This is a genomic window from Ferruginibacter yonginensis, from assembly GCF_042651465.1.
Taxonomy (GTDB): Bacteria; Bacteroidota; Bacteroidia; order Chitinophagales; family Chitinophagaceae; genus Ferruginibacter; species Ferruginibacter yonginensis.
Map to the genome: position 1 here is coordinate 829,015 of NZ_JBHSCZ010000001.1, position 20,647 is coordinate 849,661.

At 34.4% G+C, this 20,647-nt stretch carries 22 protein-coding genes; 17 read left to right on the top strand and 5 right to left on the bottom strand.

The features are described from left to right. Positions 1-108: 108 nt before the first annotated feature. Genes ACFOWM_RS03710 through ACFOWM_RS03720 form a run of 3 tightly spaced genes read left to right on the top strand, consistent with a single transcriptional unit; the run spans position 109 to position 3,051 of the window. Positions 109-1,227 carry a type III polyketide synthase gene (locus tag ACFOWM_RS03710; RefSeq protein ID WP_379707240.1) on the top strand — a complete coding sequence of 373 codons (1,119 nt, stop codon included), beginning with the start codon at positions 109-111 and terminating at the stop codon, positions 1,225-1,227. After that, complete coding sequence (locus tag ACFOWM_RS03715; protein WP_379707243.1) at positions 1,220-1,912, top strand: methyltransferase domain-containing protein; 693 nt, start codon at positions 1,220-1,222, stop codon at positions 1,910-1,912. Before ACFOWM_RS03710 ends, ACFOWM_RS03715 begins: the two co-directional genes overlap by 8 nt. Continuing rightward, positions 1,912-3,051, top strand: a complete 1,140-nt coding sequence (locus tag ACFOWM_RS03720) for an NAD(P)/FAD-dependent oxidoreductase (protein ID WP_379707247.1) — start codon at positions 1,912-1,914, stop codon at positions 3,049-3,051. The genes ACFOWM_RS03715 and ACFOWM_RS03720 overlap by 1 nt, the downstream gene beginning before the upstream one ends. On the opposite strand, the gene ACFOWM_RS03725 is transcribed toward ACFOWM_RS03720, so the two are convergent. Continuing rightward, positions 3,048-4,097, bottom strand: a complete 1,050-nt coding sequence (locus ACFOWM_RS03725) for a hypothetical protein (RefSeq protein WP_379707250.1) — start codon at positions 4,095-4,097, stop codon at positions 3,048-3,050. The two genes, ACFOWM_RS03720 and ACFOWM_RS03725, sit on opposite strands and share 4 nt — an antisense overlap. Before the next feature lie 90 nt (positions 4,098-4,187). Here ACFOWM_RS03725 and ACFOWM_RS03730 point away from each other — a divergent pair, with 90 nt between their 5' ends. The 10 genes from ACFOWM_RS03730 (at position 4,188) to ACFOWM_RS03775 (ending at position 14,430) form a co-directional block, all read left to right on the top strand. Further along, positions 4,188-4,964 carry a (Fe-S)-binding protein gene (locus tag ACFOWM_RS03730; protein WP_379707253.1) on the top strand — a complete coding sequence of 259 codons (777 nt, stop codon included), beginning with the start codon at positions 4,188-4,190 and terminating at the stop codon, positions 4,962-4,964. Between the two features lie 24 nt (positions 4,965-4,988). Then, positions 4,989-5,492 carry a hypothetical protein gene (locus tag ACFOWM_RS03735; RefSeq protein ID WP_379707256.1) on the top strand — a complete coding sequence of 168 codons (504 nt, stop codon included), beginning with the start codon at positions 4,989-4,991 and terminating at the stop codon, positions 5,490-5,492. Between the two features lie 118 nt (positions 5,493-5,610). Then, the gene (locus tag ACFOWM_RS03740) at positions 5,611-7,914 is read left to right on the top strand and encodes a hypothetical protein (RefSeq protein ID WP_379707259.1); all 2,304 of its coding nucleotides are present in this window, start codon (positions 5,611-5,613) and stop codon (positions 7,912-7,914) included. Positions 7,915-7,989: 75 nt separating this feature from the next. Continuing rightward, complete coding sequence (miaB, locus tag ACFOWM_RS03745) at positions 7,990-9,411, top strand: tRNA (N6-isopentenyl adenosine(37)-C2)-methylthiotransferase MiaB (protein WP_379707263.1); 1,422 nt, start codon at positions 7,990-7,992, stop codon at positions 9,409-9,411. Positions 9,412-9,441: 30 nt separating this feature from the next. Then, positions 9,442-10,686: a sigma-54 interaction domain-containing protein gene (locus ACFOWM_RS03750; RefSeq protein WP_379707266.1), complete on the top strand. Its 1,245-nt coding sequence runs from the start codon at positions 9,442-9,444 to the stop codon at positions 10,684-10,686. A 39-nt stretch (positions 10,687-10,725) separates the two neighbouring features. Beyond that, positions 10,726-11,253 carry an LPS assembly lipoprotein LptE gene (gene lptE / locus ACFOWM_RS03755; RefSeq protein ID WP_379707269.1) on the top strand — a complete coding sequence of 176 codons (528 nt, stop codon included), beginning with the start codon at positions 10,726-10,728 and terminating at the stop codon, positions 11,251-11,253. Between the two features lie 9 nt (positions 11,254-11,262). Next, positions 11,263-11,997 (top strand): hypothetical protein, encoded by a 735-nt coding sequence (locus ACFOWM_RS03760; protein WP_379707272.1) that lies wholly within the window; start codon positions 11,263-11,265, stop codon positions 11,995-11,997. A gap of 1 nt (position 11,998) precedes the next feature. Beyond that, a complete protein-coding gene (gene secG, locus ACFOWM_RS03765) occupies positions 11,999-12,352 on the top strand; it encodes a preprotein translocase subunit SecG (protein ID WP_379707275.1) in 354 nt (117 codons plus the stop codon). A gap of 99 nt (positions 12,353-12,451) precedes the next feature. Beyond that, a complete protein-coding gene (gene mltG, locus ACFOWM_RS03770; RefSeq protein ID WP_379707278.1) occupies positions 12,452-13,474 on the top strand; it encodes an endolytic transglycosylase MltG in 1,023 nt (340 codons plus the stop codon). Positions 13,475-13,482: 8 nt separating this feature from the next. Then, entirely contained in the window at positions 13,483-14,430 is a 948-nt protein-coding gene (locus ACFOWM_RS03775; RefSeq protein WP_379707281.1) for a YihY/virulence factor BrkB family protein, read from the top strand. Between the two features lie 39 nt (positions 14,431-14,469). Here ACFOWM_RS03775 and ACFOWM_RS03780 read toward each other — a convergent pair whose 3' ends face one another. Both ACFOWM_RS03780 and ACFOWM_RS03785 read right to left on the bottom strand, forming a co-directional pair. Next, positions 14,470-14,940: a TspO/MBR family protein gene (locus ACFOWM_RS03780; protein ID WP_379707284.1), complete on the bottom strand. Its 471-nt coding sequence runs from the start codon at positions 14,938-14,940 to the stop codon at positions 14,470-14,472. 40 nt (positions 14,941-14,980) lie between these two features. Beyond that, positions 14,981-16,024 (bottom strand): DUF3810 domain-containing protein, encoded by a 1,044-nt coding sequence (locus ACFOWM_RS03785; protein ID WP_379707287.1) that lies wholly within the window; start codon positions 16,022-16,024, stop codon positions 14,981-14,983. 161 nt (positions 16,025-16,185) lie between these two features. Between ACFOWM_RS03785 and ACFOWM_RS03790 the strand changes: the two genes are divergently transcribed. From ACFOWM_RS03790 to plsX, 3 genes are all read left to right on the top strand, one after another. Further along, positions 16,186-16,728 carry a YceD family protein gene (locus tag ACFOWM_RS03790; RefSeq protein ID WP_379707289.1) on the top strand — a complete coding sequence of 181 codons (543 nt, stop codon included), beginning with the start codon at positions 16,186-16,188 and terminating at the stop codon, positions 16,726-16,728. A gap of 56 nt (positions 16,729-16,784) precedes the next feature. After that, the gene (gene rpmF / locus ACFOWM_RS03795; RefSeq protein WP_379707292.1) at positions 16,785-16,982 is read left to right on the top strand and encodes a 50S ribosomal protein L32; all 198 of its coding nucleotides are present in this window, start codon (positions 16,785-16,787) and stop codon (positions 16,980-16,982) included. An 89-nt stretch (positions 16,983-17,071) separates the two neighbouring features. After that, positions 17,072-18,013 (top strand): phosphate acyltransferase PlsX, encoded by a 942-nt coding sequence (gene plsX, locus ACFOWM_RS03800; protein ID WP_379707295.1) that lies wholly within the window; start codon positions 17,072-17,074, stop codon positions 18,011-18,013. Positions 18,014-18,070: 57 nt separating this feature from the next. On the opposite strand, the gene ACFOWM_RS03805 is transcribed toward plsX, so the two are convergent. Then, positions 18,071-18,580, bottom strand: coding sequence for a hypothetical protein (locus ACFOWM_RS03805; RefSeq protein WP_379707298.1), 510 nt, complete (start codon positions 18,578-18,580; stop codon positions 18,071-18,073). Between the two features lie 91 nt (positions 18,581-18,671). Here ACFOWM_RS03805 and pdeM point away from each other — a divergent pair, with 91 nt between their 5' ends. Next, entirely contained in the window at positions 18,672-19,328 is a 657-nt protein-coding gene (gene pdeM, locus ACFOWM_RS03810) for a ligase-associated DNA damage response endonuclease PdeM (RefSeq protein ID WP_379707301.1), read from the top strand. Here pdeM and ACFOWM_RS03815 read toward each other — a convergent pair. Beyond that, the gene (locus ACFOWM_RS03815; RefSeq protein ID WP_379707304.1) at positions 19,325-20,545 is read right to left on the bottom strand and encodes a proline dehydrogenase family protein; all 1,221 of its coding nucleotides are present in this window, start codon (positions 20,543-20,545) and stop codon (positions 19,325-19,327) included. The two genes, pdeM and ACFOWM_RS03815, sit on opposite strands and share 4 nt — an antisense overlap. Positions 20,546-20,647 lie beyond the last annotated feature (102 nt).

The window sequence follows — 20,647 nt, forward strand, 5'->3', positions numbered from 1 at the left end:
GTAGTACCATTATTTTGTGGCACGTTTCATGTACCTCTTGCAATAACATTATTGTGTGTTGCAAGTAAACACTGTTCATCAATATTAAAGTTTATACAAATAACTTTAATGAAAGATTATAAAAATTATACTTTGAGTAATATAGTTTCCATAGCAACCGGCGTACCAGCGTACAAACATTTACAGAAAGATTTATTCAATTTTGCTGATGCCACTTTTAATAGCAACGAACAAGACAGTAGAAAACTTCGTTTTTTATACAACCAAAGCGGTATAGCATATCGCCATTCTATTATAAAAGATTTTTGTGTACCAGCAAGTGAACGCAATTTTTTTTCATTAGAAGATGGCAAAACCCAAGTACCAGATATTGCACAACGCATGGCATTGTATAACCAATTTGCAGCGCCACTTTCAGTGAAAGTAATTGAAGATTGTATTGCACCTTTCATCAATAAAAATGATATTACACACCTCATTACCGTGAGTTGTACGGGTATGAGTGCTCCAGGGTTAGATTTACAAATTATGGAAGCAATGGATTTGCCGAATAACATTGTAAGAACATCCATCAATTTTATGGGTTGTTATGCTGCCATACATGGTATGAGATTGGCCGATGCTTTTTGTAAAACCAACCCTAATGCCAATGTAGTAGTTGTTTGTACAGAATTTTGTACGCTCCATTTTCAATCTGCTTACACAGTTGATAATTTAACAGCTTCACTTTTATTTGCTGATGGTTGTGCTGCCTTTTTAATGCAAGCACAACATCAACACAAGGGCTTACAACTACAAAATTTTTATGCAGAAGTTAGTTTTAAAGGTAAAAAAGATATGGCTTGGGAACTATCACCCACAGGTTTTTTAATGACCTTGAGTGGCTACATTCCCGAACTTGTAAAAGCCGATTTTGATAAACTAGTAACCAATGCACTACAAAAAAGTAACTTAACAAAAAAAGATGTTACACAATGGTGTGTTCACCCTGGCGGTAAAAAAATATTGCAGAGTATTGAAGATAGTATGCACTTGCAAAATACAGCATTACAATTTTCTTATGATGTATTGAATGATTACGGCAACATGAGCTCTCCCACAATTTTGTTTGTATTAAAAAAGATTTTAGAAAATTTACAACAAACAAATGCCACAAATGAAACTATATTTGGTGCAGCATTTGGGCCAGGCTTAACAATGGAAACCTTCACTGCAACTTATGGTTAATGTAACTTACAGGTCAACACAAACCGAAATTTTAGATGAACCTCATCTTCCTTTCGAAGATGTTATTCAGTGTATGAAGGAATTAAATAGCATCAACACTTTATTAGGCGGACATGCTATTACAAAAGTTGCAGTAAAACAATTTCTAAAAAACAATTCAAATAAGCCTATTCAAATTTGTGAAATTGGTTGTGGTGGTGGCGATAATTTAGCTGCCATTGATAGCATAAAAAATAAACCAACTACAACCTATATTGGTATTGATTTAATTGAAGCTTGTACTGCATTTGCAGCATCGCAATACCCACAACTACCAGCAAAATGGATAGCCAGCGATTATAGCAAAGTAATATTCGAAAAAAAGCCTACCCTCATTTTTTCATCGCTTTTTTGTCATCATTTTAGCGACGAGCATTTGGTTACCATGTTGCAATGGATGTATCATAACAGTGAACAAGGTTTTTTTATAAACGATTTGCAACGGCACCCCATTGCTTATCATCTTATTAAATGGCTTACAAAAATATTTTCAAAGTCGTACATGGTAAAAAATGATGGACCAATTTCTGTAACCAGAGGATTTAAAAGAAAAGAATGGGAAATACTTTTTCAAAAAGCAGGCATTCAACAATACAAAATTCATTGGAAATGGGCTTTTAGGTATTTAATTATTTGTAAAAAATAATGGAAACAATCGTATACGATACCGCAATTATTGGTGGTGGTTTAGCCGGATTGAACCTTTCCATTCAATTGGCTCAGCAAGGTTACAACGTAGTACTATTTGAAAAAGAAACTTACCCTTATCACAAAGTTTGTGGTGAATATATTAGCTTAGAAAGTTGGCATTTTCTTAATAACGAAATTGGTATTCCATTAGAAACAATGGATTTGCCGATCATAAAAAAACTATGGGTAACCAGCCCTAACGGCAGCGCTTTACATGCACCATTACAATTGGGAGGTTTTGGTATTAGTAGGCATAAGTTAGATTTTGAATTGAAACAATTAGCCATACAAAAAGGTGTGCATTTGTTAGATGATTGTAAGGCAACAGATGTAATTTTTAACGACGAACTATTTACCATACACACAAGCAAAGGTATTTTTAAAAGTAAAGTTTGTGCCGGCTCATGGGGCAAGCGCAGCAATATTGATGTAAAATGGAAACGACCGTTTCTCTCAAAAACATCAAGCAGGCTCAATAATTATGTTGGCATAAAATACCATGTCACCATGGATTTTCCTGATGATGTAATTGCCTTACATAATTTTAAAGATGGGTACTGTGGTATGTCAAAAATTGAAGATGGCAAATATTGTGTTTGTTATTTAACCAAAGCAACCAACCTTAAAAAAGCAGGTAATTCAATTGAAAAAGCGGAACAACTGATTTTATCTGAAAATCCACATCTTAAACATACTTTTCAAAACATGAAAAAATTGTACGATGCACCGCTATCCATATCACAAGTAAGTTTTAGTAAAAAGGCGAATGTTGAAAATCATGTACTCATGTTAGGTGATGCCGCTGGTATGATTACGCCTTTATGTGGCAACGGTATGAGCATGGCCATGCATGGCTCAAAATTAGCAGCGCAAGCTATATCAAGTTTTTTAAAGGGTAATGTTACAAGAGCCACTATGGAACTGCAATACAGCAGCAACTGGCGTAAACAATTTGCTACTCGTTTAGCAACAGGTAAAACCGTTCAATATTTATTCGGCCGAAAATTAGTAACCAATATTTTAGTGAATTGTATGAAGCGTAGTAAGCGACTTACGCAATATTTAATTAGTCTTACCCACGGCAAACCTTTTTAGCCAATTTGGGCATCAACAGCTTTCATATGCTTCATAAGGGCTTTCGTTGCTTTTAAAAATTTGTACCCTTTTACAAACGACCATGGTTTAATACCCTTAGCTGCATTGTATTTACTTATTTCATACAAGGCTTTCCAATGTTTTAAAATTTCTTTGTGTGCTGCTCGTAAAGTGTATCCGGTATCGTAAAAATGATTAGGCTCAGCACCACAACCGTTGTATTCTAAAATAGTAAAATTTTCGCCTTGCTTTAATTCTTCAATACTATTGCACATAATATCATACCTACCATAAAAAAAGTCATTGATTTGTGTACTAAGTCCATCAAATATGGATAACAATTGATCATCAATTTCATGTTTCAAATCTATGAAATGAGCGCCCCTGTTATGATTTGCAGCATAACTCAAAATATATTTTTCGCCAACCGGTATTATATTTTGCCAATTATGTTGGTGCTTAGTATACAATTCATCTATACGTAACGAAGCTTTAGGGTGTGCCTTCATTAAAGCCTCAAGTGTGCTGTTACCATCACCCACAACATGTAATGGAATTTTATGCAAAAAACCAGTGATAGTTCCTTTTACTGCAGCTGGGTGTTTAATATGAAATACACTTACCTCAATAGGAAAATGTACCATTTGTTGTACAATATACTCAACCGTAACAATGCTGTGGTAATGAGCAAGTGCCGCCTCATCATCAATTTTCCTGAAAAGAATGCCTTGTCCGCCCACTTCAGGCTTTACAATAAATGGGTATTGTATATCGTGTTGTTGTAGTGTTGCTACAATACTTTCAAATGTTTGCTGAGGTTGTACATTAAACGTAGTTGGATATAGGTGTTGTGGCAGCAACGCATACATTTCTTTTTTGGGTTCACCTTCCATACCACCAAAAGTTAATTTGGGGTTACTGGGTGTAAAAAACCAAACAGCTTTCGATTTTAACATGTACCAAACCCACATTGGCGCCACAGGTGCATAAATGAATGCAAATGGCCAAGCTTCCCAATTCGTAATTTTTGCTAATAGTTTTTTCAAATCTTCAATTAATCTGCAAAAATAAATCCAATACGGCAAACATCCATAACAAAATGTTAGTTACTTTGTTGTACAAAATTTTTGAAGTGTATGCAAGTACCAATTATGGCCGAGTTAATGGCAGCAGGAGAAACACCTGAAATACTTTTTTGGGTAGGTTGTGCAGGTAGTTTTGATCAACGAGCACAAAAAATCACCAAAGCCTTTGCAACAATTTTAGATAAAACAGGCACTAAATATGCCATTTTAGGCAAGGAAGAAATGTGTACTGGCGACCCTGCACGTAGGGCAGGTAATGAGTTTATGTTTCAAATGATGGCTTATCAAAATATTCAAATATTAGATGGATATGGTATTAAAAAAATTGTAACTGCTTGTCCGCATTGTTTCAACATTTTTAAAAATGAATACCCTGCATTGGGTGGCAATTATGAAGTAATTCATCATGCAACCTTTTTGCAACAACTTATTGATAGCGGTAAAATAACCATGACAGAAAATGGTGCCTTTAAAGGTAAAAAAATTACTTACCACGATAGTTGTTACCTCGGTAGGGCCAATGGTATTTATGAAGCGCCTCGTAAAGTGTTAGAGGCATTAGATGTGGAATTGGTGGAAATGAAACGTTGTAAAAGTAATGGTTTGTGCTGTGGCGCAGGTGGTGCACAAATGTTTAAAGAAGAAGAACATGGTGATGTACGCATCAATATAGAACGTTCAAATGAAGCCTTAGCCACTGGCGCTAGTGTAATTGCAGCTGCTTGTCCGTTTTGCAATACGATGATGACCGATGGTGTAAAAAACAAAGAAAAAGAAGACGAAGTAGCTGTTTTAGATATTGCTGAATTAGTAGCAGCTAGTTTATAATAATTTATTGCGAAAAAAATTAGCATGATGTCGTTTGATATAAGTGAACATTTACCTGAAGATTTTGCAGCATCCTCAAGGGTATGGATTTACCAATGTAACCGTATTTTTTTTATGAGTGAGTTGCTTGATATTGAAACCATGTTACAAGAATTTGTAACGAATTGGAAAAGTCATGGTACCCCTGTAAAAGGTTACGCTAACATATTTTTTGGAAGGTTTGTTGTACTAATGGCTGATGAAAATGCTACGGGTGTAAGCGGTTGCAGTACCGATAGTTCAGTAAGGTTAATTAAAGCGATTGAAAGTAAGTACAACGTGAATATGTTTGATAGGTTGTTATTAGCTTTTTACATAAAAGACAAAGTAGAGCAAATTCCACTTTCGCAATTAAATTATGCCATTACCAATAATTTTATAACACCTGATACGCTTTATTTTGATAATACCATCCTCACCAAAAAAGATTTAATGGAAAGATGGCCATCGCCAGTAAAGCAAACCTGGTTGGCTAATAAATTCGTATAGAGTGTAAGTATTACCCCTGTTTGGGGTAATACTTATAATATCATATCATAGTTTTGAAAAGATTTATTCACATTAAAGCATGGCATGATTTTACGTTTTATATAAAAAACACATACGAATGCAGTTGAAAATTAATGGCTCTTTATTTTTAAAAATTGTATTCAGTTTTTTAAGTTTTACATCTACCTACTTTTCATTTGCACAGCAACGTCCAACTAAAAGTATTGCTGAACCTTCTAGCTTTCAAAAACCTTTTTTATACAAGGTTATTTTTGGCAAAAATAATCGTAGTATTTGGTCTACTCAATTAGATACAATTTCAAACATCAATACCAGCTTAGCACCTATTTACAAGGGATCGTTTATTGAAAATATTGCAAATGATGAAGCTAGTACCACACTCCCATTTCACTACAATATTATTGCGCCATTATTAGCAGCAGCAAATATCAAAAACGTCAATTCAAAAAATTATAACTGCATCAATACAGCAACGTTATTACAAAATTTACTTACCAGTAATCAATATAGCGTTGATGATGAACTGTATTTAAAAAATAGACTTTTTGATATGTGGGTGGGTGTATACGACCATAATGAAACACAATGGCAATGGGGCATTGAGCAAACTAATACTGGTACAAAATATTTTCCTATTGCAGTCAATTACAATACTGCTTTCACCACATCTAACGGAAAACTTACTAATTTATTCAATAGTGTAGCTCAACTAAATACTATTCATAGTTTTAAAAATAAAATAAAAGATATAGCAATTTTTAATGAAGCCAGCATCCACATAGATCAACTTTTACTGAACCAACTATCACTTACGCAATGGCAACAATTAGCAGCTCAATTACAAAACAGCTTAACAGATAGTGTTATCAATAATGCTGTGAATAATTTGCCAGCTAACTTCAATGCAGCTACAAAAAACAATATAGCTTTTACTTTAAAAAATAGGCGTACACAATTACAAAAATGGGCTACTGAATATTATTATTTTTTAGCAAAAGAAGTGGTAATACCTACTACTGCGGCAAACGAAATTTTACAAATAACACCTGTAAATAACAACGCTTTAAGTATTACCATCAGTAATGCTGTATTGAATAAACTAGTATACAAACGTGTTTTTAAAAATAACGAAACCAAACAAATTAGGTTGTACAGCATAAACGGTGAAGATGTATACCAGCTGCCCAACCAAACCAATGGTTTAAAAATAATCATCATCAGTGGTGCTGCTAAAAATATTTATGTAAAAGATACTAATCAAATTACTCCAAATTCAAAAGTGATTATTTACGATTATCAACAAACACTTACTTTTCAAAACATCAAACAAAGCAGCGATAGCAATATCAATCGTTATCATTATGATGATTTTAAGTTTAGTAAAAAAGGAGTCAGTCCTATTTTTTATTACGATAATGCCGATCGTTTTTATTTAGGTATCATTTATAAATTAACGCAACAACGTTGGCCCAAAAAGCCGTTTGCTTACCAACATTATATTGATTTTAGGTACTCCATTATGCAAAATGCTTACAGCGGCACTTACAAAAGCACTTATAAGGCTATTACTGGTAAATGGGATTTAAATAACTACATCAATTACGATGCAGTGCGTTGGACCAACTTTTACGGCTTAGGCAATGCATCAACCTTAAACACCAAAAACAGGGACTTTTACCGCATGCGTTCCAAAGAATTCATTGTAAAAATGAACCTCGAAAAAACGATAGCCAATCAACAGAAATGGAGCATTGGTGGCAGCTATAAAACCTATCGGTTACTAAATGATAGTAGCAGATACATTGCTAAACAAAACATTTACAACACACCTTCTTTAAAAAGTCATGAAAGTTTTGTTGGGGCTGATGCTACTTATATTTACCAAAAAATAAATGATTCACTTATACCCACCAAAGGCTTTGCACTAAAAATAAAAAGTAACATTACCACCAATACAACATCAGCCGCTACCGTATTTAAAATTGGTACAGAAGCCAATTACTTTTTACCACTTTCAAAAAAGTGGAGCATTGTTTTAAGGGCTGGAGGCTCAACTTTAGCTGGTAAACCACAGTTTTTTCAATATGATTATGTGGGTGGTACTGAAACCTTAAGAGGCTACCAACGTGAACGTTTTTATGGTAACAGTACCATTTTTAACCAAAACGAAATACGCTATTTTACCAATGTTCAGTCATACCTTTATAATGGCCCAATTGGCTTTTTTGGATTGTATGATGTAGGTAAAGTGTGGCTAAAAGGCGAAACAAATCGTATTTGGCACACTGGTTATGGTTTGGGATTCACTCTTGCGCCTTTTAAAAAATTGATTGTTTCAACATCTTACGCATTTTCAAAAGAAGATAGCAACCTACATATTGAATTTAGTAAAGCATTTTAACGAATATTAATACTGTCAACATGTCATTTTTAAAGCAGTAAAGGTTATCTTTGCAGCCTTAATTTAGTTTACAGCATGGATGCGTTACTTACAACGAAAGAGCATGATGAAGCACGACAAGGTGAAGCTTTTGCACCTTTTCAATCATCTTTAGATACTACTACCAAAAAATTTTATATAGAAAGTTATGGCTGTGCTATGAACTTTGCTGATAGCGAAGTAGTGGCTTCCATTTTAGGTGAGCAAGGCTTTGGTGCCGTAACCGAGCCAGCTTTGGCCGATTTAATTTTAATAAACACCTGCTCCATTAGAGAAAAAGCAGAAGCAACTGTACGCAAACGTTTAACGGAATTTAAAAAATTCAAACGCAGTCGCCCCGGTGTAGTAGTAGGTGTGTTAGGCTGTATGGCTGAACGCCTCAAAGGCACTTTTTTAGAAGAAGAAAAACTTGTTGATATTGTTGTGGGGCCCGATGCCTACCGCAGTTTACCTGGCTTAATTGAAGAAGCTTATGGAGGACAAAAAGGGGTGAACGTCTTATTAAGTAGAGATGAAACCTATGCTGATATTGCACCTATACGCCTCAATAGCAATGGCGTAACCGCTTTTGTAAGTATCATGAGGGGTTGCAATAATATGTGTTCATTTTGTGTGGTACCTTTTACAAGAGGAAGAGAACGTAGCAGAAATGCCGCAAGTATTGTAAGTGAATGCGAAGCCCTTTTTAACGATGGTTATAAAGAAGTAACGTTGCTCGGCCAAAATGTTGACAGCTACTACCAAGCACCACAACAACAAGGCGTTGACGAAGCCATAAGCTTTGCTAAATTGCTTGAAATGGTGGCCTTAATTTCTCCTGATTTAAGGGTTCGTTTTTCAACATCGCACCCAAAAGATATTACTGATGATGTGTTGTTTACCATGAAAAAGTACGACAACATTTGCAACTACATACATTTGCCTGTACAAAGCGGCAGCAGCAGAATATTACAATTAATGAACCGTACCTACAGCCGTGAATGGTACCTTGCCAAGGTAGATAGAATAAGAGAAATTTTACCTGATTGTGGTTTATCAACTGATATGATTACTGGCTTTTGTACAGAAACAGAAGAAGACCACCAAGCATCATTATCATTGTTTGATTATTGTAAATACGATTTAGCATACTTATATTATTACTCTGAACGACCAGGAACACTTGCTGCCCGTAGGTTTGAAGATGATGTACCATTAGAAACTAAAAAAAGAAGGCTACAAGAATTGGTTGATTTGTACAGAGGGCATTCTTTGGTTTCAATGCAAAAAGAAGTTGGTAAAACGTTTAAAGTATTGGCTGAGGGTTTTTCGAAAAAAAGTGATGAACAATTGCAAGGTCGAACTGATCAAAACAAAGTAGTTATTTTCGATAAAGGGCAACATAAAAAAGGCGATTACGTAAACATAAAAATTACGCATTGTACAGCAGGTACCTTGTTTGGTGAAGTGATTAATTAATAAATTTCTGTACTAAAAAAATTCATTGAAATGGATTTACAATCAATAAAAAATAGGTTTGGCATCATTGGTAATTCGCCATCGTTGAACTATGCCTTAAATGTAGCATCACAAGTATCTAATACTGATTTGAGTGTGCTCATTAATGGCGAAAGTGGTGTTGGTAAAGAGGTGTTTGCACATATCATTCATGCTTTATCTGCCCGTAAACACAATCCATTTATTGCTGTAAACTGTGGTGCCATACCTGAGGGCACTATCGATTCTGAATTATTTGGTCACGAAAAAGGCTCATTCACCGGTGCTACAGATAGCAGAAAAGGTTATTTTGAAACCGTAAACGGTGGCACCATTTTTTTAGATGAAATTGGTGAAATGCCGTTGGGTACACAAGCTCGTTTATTAAGGGTTTTAGAAACAGGTGAATATATAAGAGTAGGTAGCAGTAAAGTACAAAAAACAGATGTACGGGTAATTGCAGCTACCAACAAAGAGCTGTTAGAGTACACCAGTAAAGGTAGGTTTAGAGAAGATTTATATTATCGTTTGAACACAGTACCTATAAGGGTTCCGGCGCTTCGTGATCGTAAAGAAGATATTATTTTATTGTTCAGAAAATTTACAACTGACTTTGCTGATAAATACAAAACAAGTAGCATACAATTAACTGATGAAGCTCGTACTATTTTATCACAATATGCTTTTCCGGGTAATGTTAGAGAACTTAAAAATATTGCAGAACAAATATCCGTTTTAAGTAAAGATAAAAACGTGAATGGCGAACAGCTGCGTTCATTTTTACCACAAAACAATAACCCACGTTTGCCCGTTTTAGCAGCTAGTAGTAGTGCAGAGGCTCAAAGTGAGTTTGCCAACGAAAGAGAAATTTTATACAAGCTCTTTTTCGATATGAAGAAAGATGTAAATGAACTCAAAAAAATGTTTTTTGATATTTTACAAAATCCTACCGCAGCAGCCAATGCAAGTTTTAGCAATGACAGTAACACTTTTAGGGAACTGAGCACCATTAATAACAACAGTGGGTTTACAAATGCTGCAACACAACCCGTAATTTTACACCACGATGCTAGTGTTGATATTCAACACCATGAAGATGTGGAAGAATCACTCAGCATTATGGATAAAGAAAAAGAACTGATCATAAAAGCACTTAAAAAACACCGAGGCAAACGCAGAGATGCTTCGCTTGATTTAGGAATTAGCGAACGAACCTTGTACCGTAAATTAAAAGAATACGATATTGAAGATTTGTAAATATTATAACAACCATTTCAATCATCTTTATCAAAAAAAATGTTACAAACTATCATTAAAAAAATACCTTTAATTGCATTATTACTGCTGTTGTGTTGCGTATTTAATTACGCCTCATGTAAATATTCATTTAGAGACGCATCGCCTATTCCTGCTGAGGTAAAAACTTTTAGGGTAAACTATTTAGAGAATAAAGCACAGTTTGTAAATGCACAATTGAGTCCACAACTTACGGAGAGCTTAAAAAGAAAAATCATCAACATTACTCGTTTAAAACAAACGAATGAAGATGATGCTCATTATGATATCAGTGGTTATGTAAGCCAATATTATCCATCAACGGTTAACATTACAAACAATGCAACGAGTACCAACCGTTTAAATATTGGTTTTCACCTTATTTTTAAAAATACACTCGACCCAACAAAAAATTTTGAAGTAGATATCACACGTTACGAAGATTTTTCTGCACAGCTTACTTTATCTGATGCTGAAAGTAGCTTAACTCCTAGAATTGTTACGGGTATTGTAGATGAAATTTTTAATAAAATATTTTCAAATTGGTAATTTAGTAATATGCAAGCAGCGCTATATAAATCTATGTTTTCAGGTTCAGCCAATGATGCTGACTTTCTTCACAATATTACTAAACAACACCCCTATTTTGCGGTGGCACATTACTTTTTATTAAAAAATAAAACTGTAAATGCAGCTGATTATAATGAAACTGCCAACAAAACAGCCTTGTTTTTTGATAACCCCTATTTATTGAATGCGCAATTAAATAATATTGATCAAAAAGTAAATGAAAGTACCATTACCATAGAAGATGCTGATGATACTGATAAAGTTGATGAAAATGCAACTAATGAAATGGTAGAAGTGGCTACCACTAATGATAATGCGCTTACACAAATAACAACAACTGCTGCACCTGCAAAAGAGCCGTTGCTTTTTGAACCGTTGCATGCTACCGATTATTTTGCATCGCAAGGCATTAAATTAACTGCCGAAATGTTGAAAGATGATAAATTAGGCATGCAGCTCAAAAGCTTTACATCATGGCTTAAAACCATGAAAAAAGTACATCCTGATAAATTGCCTGAAGTAAGCAAACAAATTGAAAAAGCAGTGCAATCTTTAGCCGAAAAAAGTAATAACGAAGCCGAAATTTTAACGGAAGCTATGGCAATTGCCTATGAGCAGCAAGGTAAAAACCAACGAGCTATCGATATTTATTCAAAATTAAGTTTGATAAATCCTGCAAAAAATACTTACTTTGCAGCCAAAATTGAATCATTAAAAAAGTAACATGTTAGTAATATTCGGAATTTTAATCATTGTAGCATCTGTAATTTTAGGTTTCATTGTGTTAATTCAAAACCCTAAGGGTGGCGGTTTATCTGGCTCTTTAAGCGGTATTAGCAACCAATTAATGGGTGTAAAGCAAACAACAGATGTATTAGAAAAAGGTACTTGGATATTTGCCGCAGTAGTTGGTATTTTATGTTTAGTATCACCAGCTTTTATTCCAAAAAATGCCTCTTCATCTTCTTCTAATGATGATTTATTAAAAAATACTGTAGCGCCGGCTGCAAAACCAGCTGTACCTGCAAATACGGGCACCATGACAACTACACCAAAAGTTGATAGTCCAAAAAAATAATTTACATTTAATTTATATAATTGCCCTGCTTTAGTAAAGGCAGGGTTTTTTATTTTTATATTTTCATACATTACAGCATATTACGTACAACATCATTTAATGAAAAAAACTATTACTTACATCGCCGTTATTTTGGTATTACTGGGAGGCTTTGTAGCTTGGCAACTATTCGGGCCAACTGTTTCAAGCCCAGTCAGTAAATTTTTTTACATCAAAACAGGCACTTCTTATGAAGATGTAGTGAAGCAATTAAAGAGCGAAAACATTATTAGCAATGGTTTCTTTTTTGATAAAATAGCCAAACAAGTAAAATACCCAAACAACATTAAACCAGGTAAATATGAAATTAAAAATAACAGTAGTGTAATAAGTTTGGTACGTATGCTAAAAGCAGGTACACAAAGCCCTGTACGTTTGGTCATTAATAAATTGCGAACTAAAGAAGATTTAGCTAGTAAAATTGCTAAAAATTTTGAGTGTGATTCAACAGCAGTCATACAATTTTTAACCAACAACGATTCATTAGCAGCTTATAAGTTAGATACCAATACTGTAATGACAGCCGTAATTCCTAATACCTACCTTTTGAAATGGAATACTAGTTTTGGTAAATTATTCAATCGCTTGTACGATGAATCTCAAAAGTTTTGGAACACTGAACGTTTACAAAAAGCAGCACAAAAAAACCTCACAACCCAACAAGTGTATACTATGGCAAGTATTGTAGAAGAAGAAACAAACATGCCGAGTGATAAGCCATTAATCGCCAGCGTATATATAAATCGCATAAACAGTAACAATAAATTAGAAGCCGACCCAACTGTGAAATATGCCATGAGAGATTTTGGTTTAAAACGCATTTTAAAAGGGCATTTAAAATACCCATCGCCTTATAATACCTACCAAAACCTTGGCTTACCGCCGGGGCCTATTTGTACACCAGCCACTACTACCATTGATGCTGTGTTAAACGCACCTACTACAACTTATATGTTTTTTGTTGCCAAACCCGATTTTAAAGGCTACTCAAACTTTGCTACAACTTATGCTGAACATTTAGTATTTGCAAAAGCATACCAACAAGCATTAGATGAATTGATATTGAGCAAACAACAAAAGTAAATGAACAAGTGACCAAGTTTCAACGTATCATATTATCATATACGCCTATCCCTTTTTTAATACGAAAGAGTAAAAACTGGTACCCTCCTGGGTTTGAAGGCTTAGCATTGTATGATGTGTTACAATTTTTTAGGAATCAAGTAAAAAGACAAGGACTTACAGAAAGAGCCTCAGCCATTGCCTACAATTTCATCATGGCCATACCACCCTCTTTATTATTTATTTTTACGTTGATACCCAACCTTCCGTTTATTTCAAAAAGAACCATCAAAGTTCAACTACATAGTTTAATCAGAGATATTATTCCATCGCCAGATTATAATAAACAAGTAATGGTTTTTGTTGATAGTTTTATTGATGGCAATAAAATTGGGTTACTATCTTTTGGGTTATTACTAACGTTGTTCTTCTCGTCAAACGGAATGATGGGTATTATGCGTTCTTTTAATAAAAATTATGTTGGTTTTGAGCAACGCAAAGGTTTACAAAAAAGAGGCGTTGCACTACGACTTACTATTTTAATTTTTGGATTGTTGCTTGCCTATTTATTGTTATTAATTATGCAAGGAGCCTTATTAAAAATGGTTGTACAAAGTACCACTGCAAGGGCTGTGATCACTTATATTCGGTGGGGTTTAATTATTGTATTAGTATACTTAATAATTGGTGTAATTTTTAAATATGCACCAGCTGTTCAAAAAAGATGGCGCTTCTCCTCACCAGGCACTATTTTAGCAACTACTTTAAGTCTTTTTTCATCATTAGTATTCTCCATTTTTGTAAGTAATTTTGCTCGTTACAATGCATTGTATGGTTCTATTGGTACTATTATGATGGTAATGGCACTCATCTTCATCAATTCGTTAGCGTTACTCATAGGTTTTGAATTGAACGTAAGTATTCACTCTTTAAAAGTAATGGCAGCTGAAAGAGCAACTGTTAAAAATGAAAGCTAGTTACTGTAAGTAACTTAACGGTACATTATAAATGCAACATTAATTCAATCTCCAAATTTCAAAATTCAAAGCAGTTGCAAAAGTTACCCAACATAAATAAGGCACTAGCAACCAAGCAGCTGTTTTTGAAACTTTCCTAAAACTGATGATGGTACATGATATTAAAATAAACATCAAAACAATATCTATTAAAGCCCAACCTGGTTGTCTGTAATAAAAAAACAAAAAGCTCCATAAAAAATTTGCCGCTAATTGTAACCAATAATAGGTGTAACCGGTGTAACGCTTTTCTAACTTAGCATGGCTTTTCCAAATAATGTAAAAAGCTATACCCATCATTATGTAGAGGGTTGTCCACACTGGGGCAAATACCCAACTTGGTGGGTTAAAACTGGGCTTATTTAATGTTACAAACCATGTAGTTACTGAGCTTTGTGTAAAATAACCTGATATAGCCCCCACTGCTAATGGTATTGCAATAGAAATAATGAGTTTGAATATATTTTTCAATGTATGTAATTTTAAAAGATGAATATGCTTTAATAGTAACTTAAATAGTGCCAAATTTTTTATAGTAAGCAATTATAAAACTGGTTACTTCATCATAACTCAATATACCCATTGGCTGTTGGTTACTTTGTAAAAATTTACTGTATAAAAATCGAATAATAGGCTCCATAAAACTTCTATGAGCATTATAAAAAGCCCTACGTTCTTTAAAATCTTTCAAAACGTCGGGTGCTAATAAACGTTGGTATTTTCTGGCCAACATGGTATCAGCAATATATAAAGTACGATTAGCATAAGTAAACAAATCAGTATACACCGCATATTTAAAACGTTCATCATTGCTAGCTGATGCGGCTAAATAACCTACAAAATTTGCTTCCATTTCTTTTGCATAGCCTAATTGGTGGGCCACTTCATGACAAGCAGTGAATGGCTGCGTAAAAGCAGGTACGGTAGTATTCACTTGTGCCTCTCCTGTTATGGGGTTATAGTATCCTAAAAAACCAGTGTAGTTGCCTACCCAACCCCAAAGTGAAGTTTTAATGGCAGGATGATGGTACGTTAAAAATGAGTACTTTTTTGATACATTTTGATAGGCAGCAACTGTGAATGAATATAAACTATCTGTTGACAAAGGCTTACATTGATGCACCAATAATTGAGCCTTTGAGTGGTTTATTTTAAATACCAATACATCATTTATGGCAGCCAACTCTTTAACGGTATATTCATCCAACGATAATCCCAATTGCGTTGCTATGCCTTGTCGGTTATAATTAATACCCCAACATACATTAAAAATGATGTATACAACAGCCAATGTTTGAATAAACTTGAACAAGGGTTGCCAAAGCAACAACTTCAACCGCTGTAATCTATTTGGCTTCCAAAAAAATATAAAGCATTGTACTAATTTATAAAGTAGCCAAATAATAAGTAATGCCCATAAAATATCACCCAAACTAAAGGGTAGCCCACCCACACAAAGCCTAAATGTATTGGCCAGTTTAGGATAAAATTGAGTACTATAACCTTCTTCCACTCGTTGTACATCGCTACTATACCATCGTATAAAAATGTACATAAAGAGCAATAATAGGAGTAAATATGAGGGTCGTTGGCTTTGTTTCATATATTTATGTAAAATATTTACCAAAAATGAGGCATTTTAAGCACTATAATGCAGGTTAACTTATAAAAATTAAAAATAAAGATGTACATTTGCAATCCTTTAAAAAGAAAGCCATGGGAACTAAGCGGTTGTACGAAATTGCTTTTGTGGGTTTAAAAATGGGTGAACACTCATTTGAATATGACTTGAACACGGCTTTTTTTACAGATAAAGGTGCTGAAGGTATTGAAGAAATTGAGGCGAACGTAAAATTAACACTTGAAAAAAATGTTGGTTTCATGTTACTCAAATTTGCAACAGGTGGTAAAGCAGCAGTAAACTGCGATCGTTGCGGCAATATCCTCAAAATAGATCTTTGGGATGAGTTTAATGTAGTAGTAAAATTAACGGATAATGCGGATGAGGCAAATGAAGAAGAAGAAGATCCTGATATTTTCTACATTGAACGAAACGAAAGTCATTTAGATGTTAGCGATTGGTTATACGAATTTGTAATGCTAAGTATACCCACTCAAAATGTTTGTGGTAATGATGCAGCAGGCCATTCACTTTGTAATGAAGAAGTGTTGAATAAACTCAAAGAAATGGCAGCAAACACTGAAATCGTAAAAGAAAACAACATCTGGAAAGGATTAGATAAATTTAAACAAAATTAGTACGGCTTAAAAACCTACTTTTAATATTAATTACTCAATACTAAAATAAACAAGTCATGCCAAATCCAAAAAGGCGCCATAGTCAGCAACGCAGTGCAAAAAGAAGAACGCATTATAAGGCAACTGAACCAACTTTAAGTATCGATGGTACTACAGGCGAAACGCATGTACGTCATCGTGCACACGTAAGTGAAGGTAAATTGTACTACAAAGGAAAATTAGTGTCTGAAAAAGCGCCATTAAGAGCAGTATAATTTTACTGATTAAAATATTTTATTCCAGGGTTGATGATGTTACACAACATTTTCTGCTTTGGAATTTTTAATTTTTAAATTTTCTTGTAATGATCACTATTGGGCTCGACATGATGGGGGGCGATTTTGCGCCACTTGAAGCAGTGAAAGGTGCGGCAGCTTTTTTTGCCGAAAACCACACCACTGTGCAACTAGCTTTAATAGGTGATGAAGAAAAAATAACACCGCTCCTTGCAACTTATTCTTTACCTGCTACGCAGTACCATATTGTACATGCACCACAGGTAATTGAAATGCACGAACACCCTACAAAAGCATTAAAAGAAAAACAACAAAGCTCCATCGCTATTGGTTTTCATTTATTAGCTAGCGGCAAAATAGATGCATTCATAAGTGCCGGAAATACAGGCGCAATGATGGTGGGTGCTTTATTTAGCATCAAAACTATTGAAGGTGTATTACGACCAACCATTGGCGCCTACATGCCCCGTGAAAATGGTTCGTTAGGGTTGTTGGTTGATGTTGGTTTAAACGCTGATTGTAAGCCAGAAAACCTCAACCAATTCGCTGTACTAGGTTCTTTATTTGCTGAACATGTTTTAAAAATTAAGCATCCTAAAACAGGGCTGGTTAATTTAGGTGAAGAAGAAGGTAAAGGCAATATTTTAGCACAAGCAACCTACCCTTTATTAAATGAAAACAAGCACATCAACTTTATTGGCAATATTGAAGGTCGTGATATTTTAATTGATAAAAGTGATGTTATGGTTTGTGAAGGTTTTACAGGTAATGTAGTATTAAAACTTGCTGAAAGTGTGTACGATATTGTAAAACGTAGAAATATTACCGACGAACATTTTGAGCGTTTTAATTTTGAAACCTATGGTGGTGTACCTGTTTTAGGCGTTGCAAAACCTGTAATTATTGGCCATGGTATTAGTGGTACCACTGCTTTTAAAAACATGATCAATATTGCACAACGCATGATAGAGGTTGACCTAACCGAAAAAATAAAAGAAAGTTTTAAATAACATACACATTAAAAAAGCCCGTTAATAACGGGCTTTTTTAATAAACTTTATGCTTCACTATTTTACTAGATATTTTCTCTGAGCAGCATATAATGCTATAAATACAAATGGAATAAGTGCAAAAAAGTAACTCCAAATACTGGTGAATTGACTTAAGCCTAATAAAACAAAATTACCTACAACAGGAACTATTTGACCAGCACAGTAAATAAAAAAGCCATCTTTTTTGAGTTTACGCATCATCATAGCACCAACAAAACATAAAACAATACCCACAATTCCTATAATTAATACAGGTGTTAAATTTGCCATCATAATTTCCATACCTGCCCTACTTTTTTCTAACTCAGCTAATTTTTCTGGAGGCAAACTTGAACTATTTTCCATTGCTTTATCTACAAAGCCTTTGCTTAACTTCATTAACCATGGTGTACCTAAACTAAAAAGGGCACCAAATGCACAACCTATAAAAGTTAATATCGTTAATACATTCAACCCTTTAGGTAATGTTTCTGTTTGATATAATTCACTAGAAATTTGATCAACATCTTGTTTGTATTCATTCATATTTGTTAGTTTTTAGATGTGAAAAATAAGAAACTTTTACCATACCAAATATGAAATTTGATAATCGGTTTACATTGTACATTTGCAACCCATGCAACCACTTTTACCTCATTACATTTTAGGCGAACAATTTATTGTATCAGCACAACGTACGCTTTTTTGGGAAGCACAACAAACATTGATTTTATCTGATTTACATTTAGGTAAAACAGGTCATTTTAGAAAAAGTGGTATAGCCATACCCCAAAATATTTTTAAAGAAGATTTACATAAGTTACTGCAAGAAGTACAGTTTTTTAAACCTAAAAAAATTATTATCGTAGGCGATTTATTTCACAGCAGTTTTAATAAAGAGTTTGAGTTATTCAAACGTTGGCGTAATGATATTGATTATGTTGCTATTGATTTAATAAAAGGCAATCATGATATTTTACCTGCTCAAGTTTATACTCATGCTAATATACAAGTAATACCATCGCACCATATTATTAATGGGTTTTGCTTTACGCATGATATGGCCGATGTAAAGCAGGTAAAAGCCGAGTATTTTTTTAGCGGTCATATTCACCCCGGTATCAACATCAAAGGTTTGGGCAAACAATCGTTACAACTAGCCTGTTTTTATTTCACCGAAAAATATGCGGTGTTACCAGCATTTGGCAGGTTTACAGGCACACACACCATCAAACCCCAAAAAGGTGATCATGTGTATGGTTTGGTTGAAAATAAAGTAACCAAAATATATTAAGCTAATTTTCTACGAGCCAACTCTTTCTTAATTAAACCAAGTTCTCTACCTGTTTGTCCGGCTACAGAACTGTTTTCTTGTGCCCTGCGCATCAAATAAGGAATCACATCTTCAATAGGCCCAAAAGGCAAGTACTTACTAACACTACAACCGCTTTTTGCAAGGTTAAAAGTAATGTTATCACTCATGCCATACAATTGTGAAAAATGAATATGTGGATGGTTATGCGGCAATCCCTTAGCGTCTAACAATTGTGTAGCACGTAAGTTACTGTATTCGTTGTGCGATGCAACAATTACGGCAATTTGTTCAATATGTTCAATACAAAAAGCTACCGCTGCATTATAATCATTGTCGCTGCTTTCTTTATTAGGTTGTATGGGCGATGGATAGTTTTTTTCGGCTGCACGTTTTCTTTCTTTTTCCATGTAAGCGCCACGTACCAACTTCACCCCTAACACAAATGACCTGCTCATTGCAGCTTCATAGCTATCTTTTAAAAATGCTAACCTATCATGGCGGTATAATTGAATAGTATTGTACACTACTGCATTGGTGGTATTAAATTGATCCATCATTAATATGGTAAGTGCATCTACTGGGTCTTGAATCCAAGTTTCTTCAGCATCTACCAACACACCAACTTTTTTATCGCTACCTGCTTTGCAAATTCGCACTACCCTAGCCACTACTTTTTGCCATTCAACTCTTTCAATATCGCTTAATTGAGCAATTGCATTTTCATACCGTTTCATTAAAGTGCCTTCAGCTTTACTCATGGCTGCATCAATTTGCTCAAGCAACCCAAAACGTACCAAACCAGTAACTTTAATACTCATAAATGGTATGTTCTGTTGCGTTGTAGCATAATCAATCACTTTTATAAATTCATCTGCTGCATGGTCAAAACCACTTTCGCCTTCTTCGCCACCTTCAACACCATAATCTAAAATAACTTCTACATTATACGCACCTAGCTTTTGTGCAACTGGTGCAGTTTCTTGCAGAGTTTCGCCACCAACAAATTGACTAAAAATGGTTTGCTTTATAATTGATTTTGTAAACGGAATATTCCATTTAATGGCTTTTGGCATTAATGATAAACCCATATTAACCAACCAAGGTTTACCCATTGATGAAAATAAAAAATGGGCTTTTTTAAGCTCTTTATTGCTTTTATAAGCGAAAGCATATTCAGTATTATCAAACGATATCATATAAAAAATTATACGCAAAAATAGGGAGTTTACAGCTGCAATAGTGCAGTACTGTTGGTTAAACACTATACATTTACTTCATGCGTAAATATTATGCCTAAA